Genomic DNA, 15,739 nt, shown 5'->3' on the forward strand with positions numbered 1-15,739 from the left:
GGAGGTGCATCATGAATAAAGTTTATAATTTTAGCACAAAAACCATACCACTGATTTCGGAGGTTGGCGGCAAGGCAAAGGCGCTGATTGAAACAACAAATGCAGGTTTCCCAGTACCAAGTGGTTTTGTTCTGACAGTAGAATTTTTTGCTGCATGGACAGATAAAATCAAAGAAACTGAGGAATGGAAGTTTCTGATTTTAGAGGTTACAAAGGAAAAGTGCGATGATTTGAAAACATTAGCAGAAAACCTGACTTTTGATGAAGAACAAAGAAGGCTGCTTTCTGCTGAAATAAAAAACATCAATTCAAATCTTTTTGCGGTTCGTTCATCTTCTCCAGAAGAGGATTTGGAGGGAACCAGCTTTGCAGGAATGTATGAAACATTTCTAGGAGTCACTCCGGATATGTTGGAAAAATTTATTGCAAGGGCGTTTGCTTCCATGCTTGATTATCGGGTACTGGAATATAAGGTACAACACAATCTTCGTATTGCAAACACAAAGATTGCCATAGTGATTCAAAAACAGCTTTATTCTGGTATAAGTGGGATCGGTTTTTCGGTAAACCCCCAAAATAACAACTATGGCGAGGTAATGATTAACGCTTCCTTTGGTTTAGGAGAATATATTGTTGGTGGGAAGGTTTCCTCCGACAGTTACATCGTAAATACCGCTCAAAACAAGATTACCTCAAAGAAAATTAAAAATAAAAAAGTTGCGCTTCATATCCGTAATAATGGTGGAACAACAGAATCTATTTGTGATCACCCACACAAACAGGCACTCACGGATGAACAGATCTTTGCGCTTGCAGACCTTATTAAAAAATGTGAAATATACTATGATAAACCTGTGGATACAGAATGGGCATACGAAAATGGCAGGCTGTATCTATTGCAATCCCGCCCGATTACGACTTGTTTTCCCGTTTATAAAGAACTTTTGAGCAAACCGAATGAGCGAAAAGAGCTTTATCTTGATATTGTAAAAACGTCACAAGGGTTCCAATGGTCTATGAGTGAGCTTGGCTGTGATCTGTTTTGTGAGCTTATTAGTAAGGCAAAGCAGGGATTATTTCCCATAGGAAGGGACGGAGCGGTTTATGGGTGTCATGGCAGGGTTTATATACTTCTTGGGAATTTGGGCAGGATTGTAGGCGAATCTAATGCTAAAAAAATTATTTCTTCGGTTGACCCATCCTTTACAAAAGTCTTTTCTTCTCTCGCAATCAAAAGTTATTTTCCTAAACACAGGCCTAAAAATATGAAAGGGTTTGTGGGAAAATCATTCAAGCTTGCAGTCAAAATTAGTCCCTCTATGATTTCAGCGGCTATTGATTTTGATAAGACAATCAAAGATTATTATAAATCAACCGATTACTGCTTAAAAAAATTGGAGAGCCTTCGTAATAGTAAAGAGAATTTCACCAGTCAGATTAATACCGCTTTTGAAGTGTTCGATATACTGGTGTCAAAAATGATGCCCATACTCCTTGCAGTGAACGCCACCTCGTCGTTGATGAAAATGTTTAATGATAAAAGCCTGGAAGATGATATTCTTTCACTTAATATGGATTTAAAGGGGAACCCCACAAGTGATATGGGTTATAAACAAGTTAAACTTGCTTCATTTCCTGAGTTTATTGCAATCAACAGCTTTGAGGAATTTTCCCGCAGACTAAAAAACAGAGGTTTTTCTGCGGAGTTTACTGGGGTCTATAATGAGTATATGAGGTTATATGGCTGCCGCGGAATCGGTGAGATAGATATTGCCAGAGAGAGAACCCACGAAAACTTAGAGAGATTCTACACCATTCTAAAGCAGATTAATATTTCTGACAATGCGTTAATTAAGGTGCAGGAGAGAAAGAAAGCAGCATATCACAGACTTTTGAATCAGGCTAAAAAGATAGGAAAAGAAAAAAAATTCATAAAACTAGCAAAACAGCTTCAGTGGATGGGGCTGCGTGAGCATCCGAAATACATGTTTGTGTATGCTGTTGATTTATTAAGGCACAATGCTCTGAAAATTGCGGAGGAATTTGTTTCAGATGGCAGGCTTGACCGGGTAGAGGATATATTTTTTCTGACGAGAGAACAAATTGAAAAAGGGCAAAACAATAAAAATATAAACATTGGTTTATTTGTGAACGAAGAAAAGAAAATACGCAAGCGAACCGAGAACGTGAAAAACTGGCCTGCGATTTTTGATTCCAGAGGAGAAATTTTTACTGTCAGAAGAGAGGCTAAGGAAGGAGAACTCCTGGGAGAGCCGGTTTCACCAGGCGTTGTAAGAGGCAGAGCAAAGGTCCTTCATGAACCTTTTGAAAAGAGACTGGAAAAAGGCGAAATTCTTGTGACTATGGCTACTGAACCAAGCTGGACACCGATTTTTATAAATGCTAGTGCTGTAGTAATGGAGATAGGCGGTGCACTGCAGCATGGCGCAATTATTGCAAGAGAATATGGTTTACCATGTGTTACAGGTATTGAAAACGCAACAGAAATAATAAACGACGGAGATTTAATAGAGGTTGATGGTACAAACGGATTTGTAAAAATCATAAAAGAGGAATGATAAATGTTCCCTCGAATCAGACCAGCAAGTTTAACCTGCTGGTCCGAAGTGGTTCCGTAATTAATTGATTTTAATTCCCATATACCTTCCATTCAAGGATTCCTGTAGAGCTGGTTCCATTAGAATCCATCACAATGGAGATTGCACTTGTTGTTATGGGCGTAAAGGTAGTCTTGTTATATTGATTGATCTGTGTACCAAAACCTTTTGGGTTACTCACATTTTGCCATGCATCCCCATCCCAATAATATATGTGGTAGGAGGCTGGAACATCAATTCCACCACCATCTTTAAACCAATAGACATCACAGCCTGTTATTGTGTGGGTTTCATTAAAATTGTATTGTACCCATTGTGAACCGGTTTCCGGCCAGTTTCCATAAACGGTGCCGTTTCTGTCATTTGAATCTACAGGATCAATCCCATCATTCAATGCACCAATATCCTCCCAATCGGATACGTAAGAAGTGGTGGGAGTCGCTTGTCCGGCTATGTTTTTTATCTGTGGGTCTGGATCTGGGTCTGGATCTTGCTTAGAGTCTGATTGTATAAATGTCATTTCAGTGCCCAGATTGCTGATCTGTGATAGCTCAAGTCCAGATTCCCATTGATTCCACCATTTAGAATCTGGAGAGGTCGTGCTGGAAAAGGAATCGCTATATCCTGCACGGAATAAATCTCCTCTGTTTCCTCCGTTTACGTTTCTTTCCAAATCATAATTTCCATCTGCTTGTTCAAGAGATACTAAGTAATGACTGCCAGATGTCATTTCATTTTTAGAATTATTTCCTTTTTCATCCACATGCCAGATAGCCAGTCCTGCATCCGGTATGTCCGCATACCTGCCACTTCTTTGGATATTTTCTATTAAAAAATATTCGCTGGCTTGATTGCCTGACCATTTATAAGAATAGGAATTGCCATTGTTATCAGCAACTGCAGAAAATTTGGTTCCTGCACCATATTCATTCATATGAATGGGAAGATTCCAGCGGGATATAACATTTCTACAATATGGATCCGGTGGAATTGGATTTTTTTCATTATAAACGGTGCTCATTAAGCTGTATGCTCCAGTACCCTGTGAATCTCCATCGTAATCATAAAGGTCCGGATATCCGTAGATCATATGACCACTTTCGTGGCATATTGTGTAAAGCGACAGATCACTTCCAATGTTAGACATCTCATATTTCTGGATTCTGGCACCACTTATATAATCGGAATTTGGATACCAGGACTGATGGGGCCATAATCCCTTCGCCCAGCCTGCATCCGGGGTACCTGCATAGAGGATATTAACGGCTTTTAAGAATCCTTTTGAATCCGTTGTTAAAGAGGAGAGGTTAAATCCAGAGGTTCGAAGCCATTGAAATGCTTCTTCTGTAAGTTCATCTGCTTTGGCGTAGGAACCTGTTTGTTCGTAAATGTCATCGTAATAAGATTTCGGGTGCTTCGCCGTATAAAACCCGATTAACTCATTGGTATAGGTGACTTTACCGCCGGAAACGTCATAATAAAAATCTCTTACTGATCCATTGTTGTTAAAGCCTGTGTAACCTGTTTCGTTAAAGAAACGTTCTATTTCGGATTCAGCAATATCGCTTTTTATATCTGGAAAATCAATTAAAATCGTCAGGCCTTTCACATCACCAGAAGCTTTGATTTTCGAATCCAGCAGTCCATTGTCAAATCCGCTGTCTGATTTGGGAGTTTGGGTGAAGTCAGATCCATGAAGTCTTTCTCTCACTTCATCCACCTGCTCTTTAATTGCATCACTCTTGATTTTTACGTGTTTTTCAAGTTTTTCCCCACCAATGGAGTTTAAGGAGCCTCGATTATGAATTCCTTTATAAACGATTCCTGCAGATACATACTCAGTCTGGTCTTCATTTAGCGTCGCATAACAGATCCAGCCGTTTTCATCACGGCATAGTGTATATCCCTCTGGTGTTTCAATTTGCTGAAAATATTCATCTCCTGTCGCATGAACCGAAACCTTATTTCCATCGGGTTGTACCAGCTCAAATTGTTTGTTAACATATGGAGCTGCGAAAACGTTAGAGCTCATAATAGTGACCATAGCTGCCATGACAAGTCCAGTTGCTAAAAATTTAATTTTTCTACGCATAATTACTTCCTTTCGTTTTCATCTTTTGCTTTTCATACCCTTGCTACTTTGCTTCATTCTTAGTTGTGTCATTCGATTACCGAAAATTCCAGGCCCATCCCCCTCTCTATAAAACTATTTACCTCACATTAATATTATCGAAAGTATTAACAAATTAATAATATGTGTGAAAAAATTTTATTAAAAATAGTAAAAGCATATAAGAGAATATGAGACTGGGCGATGTAGAACCTTGTATATTTTCAGTAAAAGAAATATAATAAACATGTATTTATAAAGATACTGTCAAGCTATAAGATTAAAGCGATAGGGGGAAAAGCTGTGCAAAATAAAATTTTGATTATTGATGATGACATTGGTTTATGTCAATTACTAAAAAAATGTGTAGAGAAAGAGGATATTGCTGCGGAACTTGCGCATACCGGAGCAGATGGTTTAAAGCTAGCATTGCAAAGCAATTATCATCTAATTGTCTTAGATGTTATGTTACCTGAAATGGATGGGTTTCATATTCTTAAAAAAGTTAGAAGTGTTAGCGCGGTACCAGTCCTCATGCTTACGGCAAAAACAGCAAGCACTGATAAAGTAAATGGTCTTCGTTCTGGTGCCGACGATTATTTAACAAAGCCTTTCGACCTGGAGGAATTTATTGCCCGTGTTCTTTCACTAATCCGAAGATATACAACCTTAAATAACAGTGCAAAAGAAGAAACACATCAGTTGTCCTTTCAGGAACTTACAATTCATCTGGACACCCGAATCGTACAAGTGGAAGAGAGACAAGTGGTGCTTCATCCAAAGGAGTTTGATATTCTTTGCTATCTTGCCAGAAACCAAGGCAGAATTTTAACCAAACAGCAAATATATGAAGAAATATGGTGTGAGCCTTATGCCTATGATGATAATAATATCATGGGATATATCAGCAAATTGCGTAAACAAATAGAACCTGACCAAAACAATCCAACCTATATTCAAACAGTAAAAGGGGTTGGATATCGTTTTAGCCGGGAGGTGTAAAATGGCTGGAATTTACGTGGAACTTCCATTTCTTGTGATTTTAGTTAGCATTGCAGTTAGTGCAGTCATTTCAGCCTTGCTGCTGATTCGAAAAATGCGAAATGTAAAACTGAAGTTAAATGATATTTCGGAAACATTAGACGACATTTTAAATGGCAATAGCAATCATAAAATCCTGGCAAAACCTAGTGATATGACTTCTGTTATTTGCTATAAAATGAATGGCATTGTTCTTGACTTTCGGGCACAGGTCATTGACTTAAAAAGAGCAGAGAAGACCAACAGTCAATTGATGACAAGCCTTTCTCATGATGTGCGTACTCCGCTGACAACATTGATTGGGTATTTAGATGCGGTACAAAAGGGAATAGTCGTTGGTTCGGAACGAGAAGAATACATAGAAACAGCCCGATTGAGGGCACATGATATGAAAGAATATGTAGATGTGTTGTTTGAATGGTTTAAACTGAACTCGAATGAAGAAACTTTTACAATTCAGAGAGTAGAACTTTCAGAACTTACTAGAAATATACTGAAAGATTGGATTCCAATTTTTGAGAGCAATCAATATGATTTTGACATAGAAATTCCAGATGAAGGCATTCTGGTAAATTTAGACACGGTTGCCTACAATCGCATTATAAATAACCTGATTCAAAATGTAATTACTCATAGTAAGGCGACCCACATAAAAGTTGAGATTCGTATTTTTATCGCTGATGTGATGATTTCTATTGTAGACAATGGAAAAGGGATTTCAAAACAAGATATTCCATATGTATTTGAACGGCTTTACAAATGTGATACGGCCCGTTCTGAAAAGGGAAGTGGTTTAGGGCTGTCTATTGTGCAGGAGCTTGTAAGAAAAATGAGTGGTTCAATATCAGTCCAAAGTGAGCCATATCAACAAACCGAATTTATCATACGATTTCCCGTGGTTGATGGAAAGACCAGTTAATTGGCACTTTTCATTTTTTAAATGTTCAAGGTTTATGCAAGGTTCATGCAAGGTTCATGCAAGGTTGATGGGGTAAAATCAGATGTATAAAATCAGAGGAGGATATTACATTTTGAGTAAATTTGTAATCGAAACAAATAATTTGACCAAGCAATATGGGGAACAAAAAAGTGTTGCTAATTTAAGCATTCATGTGAAAAAAGGAAGAATTTATGGTTTGTTAGGTCGCAATGGAGCAGGAAAAACGACTACTATGAAAATGCTATTGGGGCTAACGAGTCCAACATCTGGCGAAGTCCGTATTTTTGATAAAAATATGCATAGGAATGAAAAAAGAATTCTTTCTAGAATTGGAAACCTGATTGAATCACCAGGTTTTTATCCAAACCTAACAGGTACCGAGAATCTTAAGATTATGGCAAGACTCCGGGGAGTAACGGGTAGCAATGCCATAAAAAATGCGTTTGATGTGGTGGGATTGCCTTATAACAATAATAAACTTTTTTCACAGTATTCACTTGGTATGAAGCAACGGCTTGGGATTGCAAATGCTATTTTGCATGATCCGGAACTTTTGATTTTAGACGAACCAATTAATGGACTAGATCCTATAGGTATCGTAGAAGTCCGTGATTTCATAAAGCGGCTTAGCACAGAACAAGGTAAAACTATTCTAATCTCAAGCCATATTTTATCTGAAATAGCTCTTCTGGCCGACGATATTGGCATTATAGATCATGGTGTTTTACTGGAAGAAGAAAGCTTGAAGGAGTTAGAAAAAAGAAACAGCAGATATGTTCATTTTATTGTTACAGATACGTCGCAGGCTGTCCGTATTTTAGAAGCTGACTTTCATACTACGAATTTTCATATTGATGATAACCATAATATACGGATTTATGATACAGATATAGATGTAGCCGCGCTTACACGCAAGTGGATTGAAAGCGGAATCGACCTATTAGAAGCGCATACTCAAAATGATACGTTAGAGGATTATTTTAAGCATGTCACCGGAGGTGAGGGAATTGCTTGATTTAATTATTTGTGAATTTGCTAAAATCAAACGACAGAAATTTATTTTATTTTGTATGTTAGCCGCTTTTCTCTTTCCGATTCCCTTGACTGTATTGATAGCAAAAGACAGTTTACAGTTTGAACAACTTTTTAAATTAGTTGTTACTTTTGGAGATTTTCTTCTTTTGCCATGTGTACTAAGTGTAGTGGCAAGTATTCTGTTCTTCATGGAAAGAGATAGCGACATGTTAAAAAGTCTTTTAACTGTACCAGTTTTCAAATCCAAACTTGTAGCAGCAAAGTTGTTTGTGCTTTTAATTGTTGCTATATTATATTCCATAACTGGATTAGGAGCTACAATTATTGGCGGACTAGTTGTTGGAGCTGTGGAAGGAGTGGTTTTTAAATTAGGACTAAGCGTAATCCTTGGAATGATGTTGTTTGTTTCCATTCTCCCTGTGGTTATTCTAATCGTCTATTTTAACAAGAGTTATATTTTTTCTATACTAATTGCCTTTATCTATTCTATCTTAAATTTTGGCATCTCACTTAACATGTTAAACTTTGCTCCTAACAATGCTCTCATTACTGTATTGCCCATTCCCGTTATTATGCGTTGGTGGACATCTTACTGGAGCGGACTTACGAAAGAATATCTTGTGATGAGAAAACCCTATATGCTGTCTACTTTGGTTTGTGCAGGTATATTGTTTTTGATAGCAGCAATATCAGTTCTGCTTATTACATTCATATATAAAAAGCAGGAAGATTAGGAGGAAACTATGATTCATATAATTATCACAGAATTTCAAAAAATGAAACGTTACAGTATTCTTTGGGTTGGAATAGTGGCTGTTTTATTTTCAGCACTTTTAGCCCTCTTCCAGCAGAACAGTGGGAACGAAATAATGCTGTATGAAAGTTATACAAATAGTGTTATATGGAATAATTTCAGCATGTCTTTTCCGTTTATGATTGTTTTGATTGGAGGCTATATTATAAACCGTGAATATGTAGATCACACATGGAAGAACTTGTTGACGATACCGATTCCATTCCGTAAATTATTGGCCGGAAAAGTGATTACGGTTGGTCTTATTACGGTCCTGTACGGCTTTTTGAGTTTTTTATGTACCCTTGTCTTAGGTATGTTGTTCTGCAATGGGCACATCTCTTTGGCTCTTGTAATGAAATCACTCTTTCAACTCATCGGATTAGGGGTTTGCTGCTATCTGGCGGTGCTGCCTATTATTATATTCTTTAGTAGAAAACAAAATGGCTTTCTTGCGGGGACTGGATTGGCATTTGTTTACGGTTTTTGTGGTATATTCATTGCAGGCAGAACATTGACAGACTATTATCCGATTACCGCTGGTCTTGGAATTATCAAGTTTACGGGGGATGGTACACTAACGTTTAATCTTTTCTTAGAATTTGGTGTCCTGTTTATTATGGCGGTAATATCAATCGTTATGTTGCTTAGTATAAGAGGTTCTGGGGAAAAACATGGAATTGAATAAAACAACAACCAAATACAGAGACTCAGGAGGTGCTGTCTTTTACAAAAAAAGGCGGCGCCTTTTTGATATTCTAAAATCAACGAATGATACACTACATGACAATTTACATTTTTCATATATGTAATTGATTAAATAGAACTATAATTAAAAAAATAAAAAAATAAATAATTATAATAAAGGCTTTACATTTTCTGAAATGAGAGTTATTATAAATATACAAACGAGACATTAATAAAAATAACATAACATTATAGAACGAGTCATTCATTAAGCTGTATTTCACAAATCTATGAAGATTTTTGAAATAAATACAAAATGGAAAGGGGGGAGAGGAATATGTCAAAAAATAGTATGATTAATGCTTGGAAAAATCCAATGCATCGTTTAGCTGACATAGAAAATCCAGCAGGAAATGCAATTGTTGAACTTAATGATCTTGAATTAGATGATTTAACTGGAGCAGCTTCATCTGGAAATATTTGTACAGCTACAACAGAATGTACATATTGGAGCGCAATATGCTGCTAATGTAAAAAATGATATAAAGGGCTTAATAGCCCTTTATATCAATTTTTTTAGTTTGAATTGTAAAATAAATAATAAGTTGTTAAACTTTTATACATAGATCACATTTTATAAAGAAAAAGTTAAAAATAAATACAAGGAGGGGCTTTAATGAAAATTGATAAGTGGAAGTTAGGTACCTTTTCTGATGAGAGAACAATAGAGAACATAAGATTAAGTGAAATAGAATTAAAAGAAAGCAGAGAAAGGCTTGTTTATCAAAAAAAATTTATAGGAATAGGAATCGATGAATTAAGTAAATATATAAAAAAAATAGGTATTAGTGAAGAGGATATTTTAAATTTACTTTCAGAAAAAAAATTTACAACTAAAAATAATCCCAATATTGATACTTGGCTTAAGTTTAATGATGATCTGGAAAATAATACTTTTAATGATGAAAAGATTCCAACATTTAAGTGGAATCTTTCTGAACAATCAAATGTAGAGGATAAATCATTTTTTATTAATTTTTTAGAGCCTTTTATAAAGGTAGGGGTGGGAAGACTTAGAAAAAACATTAATGAAATACATAATAAATATTCCGAAGAATTAATCACAGAAAAAACAGAAAAGCAAATGATTGAAAAATTAGTACAAGAATTAATTAAATTATGTTTAAGAGTATTGGTTCTTGAACTAAATGTAGAAAGTCTGTCTGAAAATTTAAAAGGTGACACCGAAGAGGAAAAGCTTAATTATTATTATAATTATGTATTAAAAGATAAAGAGTATAGAAAAAAACTGTTGCTTGAATATCCTGTTCTATTTCGATTAATGGTTACTAAAATTGATTATTGGGTTTGTAATATGAGTCAATTAGTCGAGAATATTTTAAAGGATAAAGAAGAACTGAAGGTATATTTTAATAATGGGAATAATATTGGGGACCTTATAAAGATAGATATGGGATTGTCTGATGCACATAATAAGGGAAAGAGCGTTATTCATTTAGTTTTTAATTCGGGTTTTAATATTATTTATAAGCCCAGATCTTTAAAAATAGATGAACAGTTTCAAGAATTTTTACAATGGTTTAATAACTCAGGGATTAAGAAACAATTGTATATAACAAAGTTACTAAGTAAAAATGAGTATGGTTGGGTTGAATATATAGAGTATAAAACTTGTCTCGAAGAATCACAGGTACAAGATTACTATTGGAGATTAGGAGCTCTACTATGCATATTATATATTTTTAGAGCTACAGATTTTCATTATGAAAATATAATAGCATGTAGAGACCAACCAGTGTTAATAGATTTAGAAGCACTTTTTCATAATGTATCATTGTATAATAAAAATGAAACCGCATATGATAATGTAGCATCTGTTATTGAAAAGTCTGTCATAAGAGTAGGGATATTACCAGTTAAATCATGGGGAAAGAATGGAGCTGATGGTGTAGATATTAGTGGAATTGGTGGACAAAAAAATCAAATTGTTAAAATAAAAACTCCTATTTTAAAAGATATGAATTCTACTACTATGCATTTTTCATATGATTATGGTAAAATAATTGGTTCAAAGAACAGGCCTACATTTAATGGGAATGACATAAATACAATAGAATATAAAAGTATAATTAGCCAAGCTTTTAATGAAACATATAATCATCTTATGAACTTAAGAAAAGAACTCAGGAGTGAAATATTAAAATTTAATAATATTGAAGTAAGATTAATTGTCCGATTTACTCAAAAGTACTCCTCTCTTTTACAAATTTCAACACATCCGGATTTTTTGAGAAGCGGTTTGGACAGAGAAATGTTATTTGGTAAGTTGTGGAGTGACACAGTGTCATTACCTAAATTGAAAGAAGTAATTGAATTTGAAAAACAAGACCTTCTTCTTGGTGATATCCCGTATTTTAAAAGTAAGCCAGGTGAACTAAATATATACAACAACAATGGACAGTGTATTAAGAACTTTTATAACAAAACATGCATGGATGCAGTTTTGAATTTAGTAGATAATCTTAGCAAAAAAGATTGTGAGTTACAATGTGAATTTATAAATACAACTATGACATCTCTTGATCTCGAAGATGTTAAAAATAATAAAATTATTAAATTAAAAAAGCTGTCAGAGGGTGAAAAGAGAATATTGCATGATGACTATTTGAAAGCTTCAATTATGCTTGGGGAATACTTGATGGAAAGAGCATATTATGGAATGAATGAAGGAGAAGAGGATATATCTTGGATATCAATTAATGTAGTTGGAGAAAAAGAATCTGAGTGGAGTATCAAACCTATAGGAACAAGTATATATGAAGGATTATGTGGAATTGCACTATATTATGCTCATTTAGCAAAAGTTACTAATAGGCAGGATTTTTTAGAAATTGCAGAAAAGGTACTAATTCCATTAAAGAAACAGTTGAAGGTTGAAAGGCAATCTTATAAAAATTCTGAAATAGGCGCATATGCAGGAGATGCATCCTTAATATATACATTGCTAAATTTGGCTAAAATGTGGAAAGATGATAAGCTATTAATTGAAATCATTGATATGTTAAAATATTTAGAACCTCAAATTGAATATGATGAGAATTATGATATCATTTCAGGTTCAGCAGGCTGCATTATAGTTTTGTTAAAATTGTATAAAGAAACAAAGGATCACTATGCTCTTGATTTAGCAATCAAATGTGGTGAAAAACTTTTAAAGGAGTCTATGAATATTGATGGTGGACTTGGCTGGCAGCCAAAGGTTGCATCAAATGCATTAGCAGGCTTCTCACATGGAGCAGCGGGTATTTCCTGGGCGTTATACAATCTTGGAGATGTAAGTGGGATCGATAAATTCACAAAAGCAGGGCATAAGGCTTTAATGTTTGAGAGATCTTTATTTTGCGAAGAGAGAGGAAACTGGGCTGACAGAAGAGCCTTTGATGGGGTTGTTAATGAAGATTTAGTACCTGTAGCTTGGTGCCATGGTGCACCAGGAGTGTTATTGGGAAGATTATTAACAAGACCATATATAAAATCAAAAGAAGAACTTGAATCCATAGATAAAGAAATAAATATAGCATTAAATACAACTACTAAATATGGATTTGGAAGAAGTGATTGTTTATGTCATGGAGACTTAGGAAATATTGAAATCTTGAATTATGCAAGCCAATGTTTAGGCAGAGATGATTTGAAAGATTTAACAACTAACTACAGCAGAATAGTGGTTGAGAGAATATTAAATCAGCAATGGCAATGTGGATTGCCGCATCAAAAAGATGTTCCCGGAGGAATGTTGGGAATTGCTGGGATAGGATTATCTTTATTAAAATTATATGATCCAGATTTAGTAATTGCATTAACAAGACTCGAGGGGCCAATAACAGCGGATAAATAGCATTATAAAGAAAAGTGGGGGGCAGTCTTGATAAATATTTTAAAACATAAAGCTCCATTTATAAAACAAGGAAATAATACTGAATGTGGTGCCGCATGTCTTACAATGATATTACATTATTATGGTAACTATATTGAGATGGACAAAATAAGTGAAGCGTGTGGTATAAATAGAGATGGGATTACTATTAAGACTTTAAAATATGTAGCTGAAAATAATGGCTTAAACTGCAAAGCATATAAAGTGAATCATTTAAATGATTTGAAGCATAATATTATTTTTCCTATTATAATGCTAATCAAAGAAAATCATTTCATTGTAATTGAAAATATTATAAATGACAAGTACTTTATAATAGACCCAAATATTGGAAGAAAGACACTTAGGGAAAATGAAATCAAACAGGTATTTTTAGGATTTATAGTTACTTTAAAGCCTAAAAATACTTTTATGACAGACAGGAAAAAAAATAAATGGAATGTAATAATCGAAATACTAAAAAATCAAAAGAGTAATTTATACTTTATAATGATTATTTCTATTATAATAAGATTGTGTATAATTTATATTCCATTTATGGCTAAATATTTAGTAGATTATATAATTGCGAAACAGAGAGTTGAAATGATTGATAAAGTATGCATATTGAATTTAATCATTATTTTTATATATGCAATTGGGCTATATTATAGAAATAAAAGAATTATAAAATTAAAGTATACTTTAAATAATGTCATTATGAAAAAATATATTTATAAAGTTTTTTATCTTCCTATGAATTTTTTTGAATTAAAAAATACAAATGAATTAACAAATTTATTAGATAAAACAAAATTTATAACTAAAACTATATGTAAAGTGTTTGATTCTTTGATCCCTAATATATTAATGACAATTTTACTGGGAGTTTTTATGTTTGCTAATTCATTTAAATTGTCATTAATTGTAATGATTATTTTATTAATTAATTATATTATTTATTTTTTGTACTCAATTAAACTTGACAAAAATCACGAAAATCTAATATTTAAAACAAATTTTTTTATAAATGAAAGTCTAAGACGAATTAATCTAATAAAATGCAATGGAATAGAAAAAAACGTTGTTAATAGTTTTGATAATATATATAGTTTTGAGTTAAAGCAGTCTTATAAAAAAGAACAAGTGAATATTTTTAATTCAAATTTATTATCATGTGGGAACTTAATTACATCGATTATTATAATTTGTGTAGGCGCAAATGAAATTGCCCAATCCTATTTATCAATAGATAATTTTTTGATATTTATATCATTTACAATTTTATTTGTCTACATGGCTGAAATTATTATTAATAGTATTTATAAGGGTAAAAAAATGATGCTTGTTTTAAATAAATTTCTAGAATTAATGAATTATGTAGAAGATAATGTCGCTCACGTTAATAATAAAAAAAGGATTGAAAAAATAGAAACTGTTGAGTTTAATCACGTATCTTTTTCTTATAATAAACCAGATAATCTAATTTTAAAAGATATAACGTTCAAAATTAATAAGGGTGAAAGGGTAGTTATAACAGGTTCATCAGGGGTAGGAAAAACCACTTTAATAAAATTAGTACTAGGACTTTATAAACCATACAGTGGTGAAATAAAGATAAATGGCATAGATTTAAACAATATTAATTTGGAATTTTTTAGACAAAATTTAGGAATAGTAACGCAAGAATCATATTTTTACAATGATACAATTCGAAATAATATTGATATTTCTTGCAGCATGCAATTGGAAGATATAAGAGAAGCTGCTAAAATAGCATGTGTTGATGACGAATTCATGAATTTTCCATTGAAATATAATACGTACATTGGACATGAAGGAAGAAATATATCTGATGGAGAAAAAAGAAGGATTGCTGTTGCTAGGGCACTTATAAATAAACCTTCTATTGTTATATTTGATGAAGGTATAACTGAACTAGATGCTATTTTACAAAAGCAAATACGTGAAAAACTGGATGAGCTAAATAAAACTCAGATCTACATAAAAAAGGAAATTACTTCGTTCCAGAATATTGATAAAGTTTTTTTTATTAGGGATGGAAAAATGATTCAAAATGTTAAGTTGTAATAAATTTTGTGTATTCTAATCATGACCACCCGTCAAACGGGTGGTTTGTTCTGAGGCTATAAGCCTCTGTTACCGGCCAGCGCCTAAAGACGCTGGCTTTCACTTTGTTCAAGCCTTAACAATCAGTCTGAATGCTTTCACATGGGAAGCATGTGATGTGTGAAAAAACAATTACATCCAATCAACTAGAACTCAATAAATTAGTAGAGATTGCTGACAAAAACCATGTCGTTTTACAGCTTTCGGGAACTACTATTTCTTGTAATCTTTGTTAGCATTGCAGTTATTGCAATTATTGATACTGTCAATAGTTTTGCGCAAATTAAATTTCAACTTAACCGCCTTGATCATCTAGTACCGGTCCGCTCAGGTAAAGTCAAGAGTGCTTGCACTTGTCTTGCTCTTGACCTTACCTGGGCAGACTGGTACCGTACTTCAGGGCGGTAAGACTGTTTTTCGTTTGGTTCCGGTAAGTTAGCCGGCTATG

General features: G+C 33.8%; 11 protein-coding genes. 10 read left to right on the forward strand and 1 reads right to left on the reverse strand.

The window, feature by feature from the left end:
* Positions 1 to 11 precede the first annotated feature (11 nt).
* The gene (locus EFT72_RS15180) at positions 12 to 2,579 is read left to right on the forward strand and encodes a PEP/pyruvate-binding domain-containing protein (RefSeq protein WP_124067769.1); all 2,568 of its coding nucleotides are present in this window, start codon (positions 12 to 14) and stop codon (positions 2,577 to 2,579) included.
* A gap of 70 nt (positions 2,580 to 2,649) precedes the next feature.
* On the opposite strand, the gene EFT72_RS15185 is transcribed toward EFT72_RS15180, so the two are convergent.
* Positions 2,650 to 4,710, reverse strand: coding sequence for a M6 family metalloprotease domain-containing protein (locus tag EFT72_RS15185; protein WP_124067770.1), 2,061 nt, complete (start codon positions 4,708 to 4,710; stop codon positions 2,650 to 2,652).
* A 321-nt stretch (positions 4,711 to 5,031) separates the two neighbouring features.
* Here EFT72_RS15185 and EFT72_RS15190 point away from each other — a divergent pair, with 321 nt between their 5' ends.
* From EFT72_RS15190 to EFT72_RS19925, 9 genes are all read left to right on the forward strand, one after another.
* A complete protein-coding gene (locus EFT72_RS15190) occupies positions 5,032 to 5,730 on the forward strand; it encodes a response regulator transcription factor (RefSeq protein WP_124067771.1) in 699 nt (232 codons plus the stop codon).
* 1 nt (position 5,731) lies between these two features.
* Positions 5,732 to 6,688: a HAMP domain-containing sensor histidine kinase gene (locus tag EFT72_RS15195; protein ID WP_124067772.1), complete on the forward strand. Its 957-nt coding sequence runs from the start codon at positions 5,732 to 5,734 to the stop codon at positions 6,686 to 6,688.
* A gap of 112 nt (positions 6,689 to 6,800) precedes the next feature.
* Positions 6,801 to 7,724, forward strand: a complete 924-nt coding sequence (locus tag EFT72_RS15200) for an ABC transporter ATP-binding protein (protein WP_124067773.1) — start codon at positions 6,801 to 6,803, stop codon at positions 7,722 to 7,724.
* Positions 7,717 to 8,478: an ABC transporter permease gene (locus EFT72_RS15205; protein ID WP_124067774.1), complete on the forward strand. Its 762-nt coding sequence runs from the start codon at positions 7,717 to 7,719 to the stop codon at positions 8,476 to 8,478. Before EFT72_RS15200 ends, EFT72_RS15205 begins: the two co-directional genes overlap by 8 nt.
* Before the next feature lie 9 nt (positions 8,479 to 8,487).
* Positions 8,488 to 9,225: an ABC transporter permease gene (locus EFT72_RS15210; RefSeq protein WP_124067775.1), complete on the forward strand. Its 738-nt coding sequence runs from the start codon at positions 8,488 to 8,490 to the stop codon at positions 9,223 to 9,225.
* 336 nt (positions 9,226 to 9,561) lie between these two features.
* Complete coding sequence (locus EFT72_RS15215; protein WP_164473178.1) at positions 9,562 to 9,753, forward strand: mersacidin/lichenicidin family type 2 lantibiotic; 192 nt, start codon at positions 9,562 to 9,564, stop codon at positions 9,751 to 9,753.
* A gap of 147 nt (positions 9,754 to 9,900) precedes the next feature.
* Complete coding sequence (gene lanM / locus EFT72_RS15220) at positions 9,901 to 13,143, forward strand: type 2 lanthipeptide synthetase LanM (protein ID WP_124067777.1); 3,243 nt, start codon at positions 9,901 to 9,903, stop codon at positions 13,141 to 13,143.
* A gap of 27 nt (positions 13,144 to 13,170) precedes the next feature.
* Positions 13,171 to 15,252, forward strand: coding sequence for a cysteine peptidase family C39 domain-containing protein (locus EFT72_RS15225; RefSeq protein WP_124067778.1), 2,082 nt, complete (start codon positions 13,171 to 13,173; stop codon positions 15,250 to 15,252).
* A 131-nt stretch (positions 15,253 to 15,383) separates the two neighbouring features.
* Positions 15,384 to 15,527, forward strand: a complete 144-nt coding sequence (locus EFT72_RS19925) for a Gfo/Idh/MocA family oxidoreductase (protein ID WP_347561895.1) — start codon at positions 15,384 to 15,386, stop codon at positions 15,525 to 15,527.
* The last annotated feature ends 212 nt before the right edge of the window (positions 15,528 to 15,739 follow it).

This window comes from Clostridium sp. E02 (genome assembly GCF_003833015.1).
Lineage (GTDB): Bacteria > Bacillota > Clostridia > Lachnospirales > Lachnospiraceae > Lacrimispora.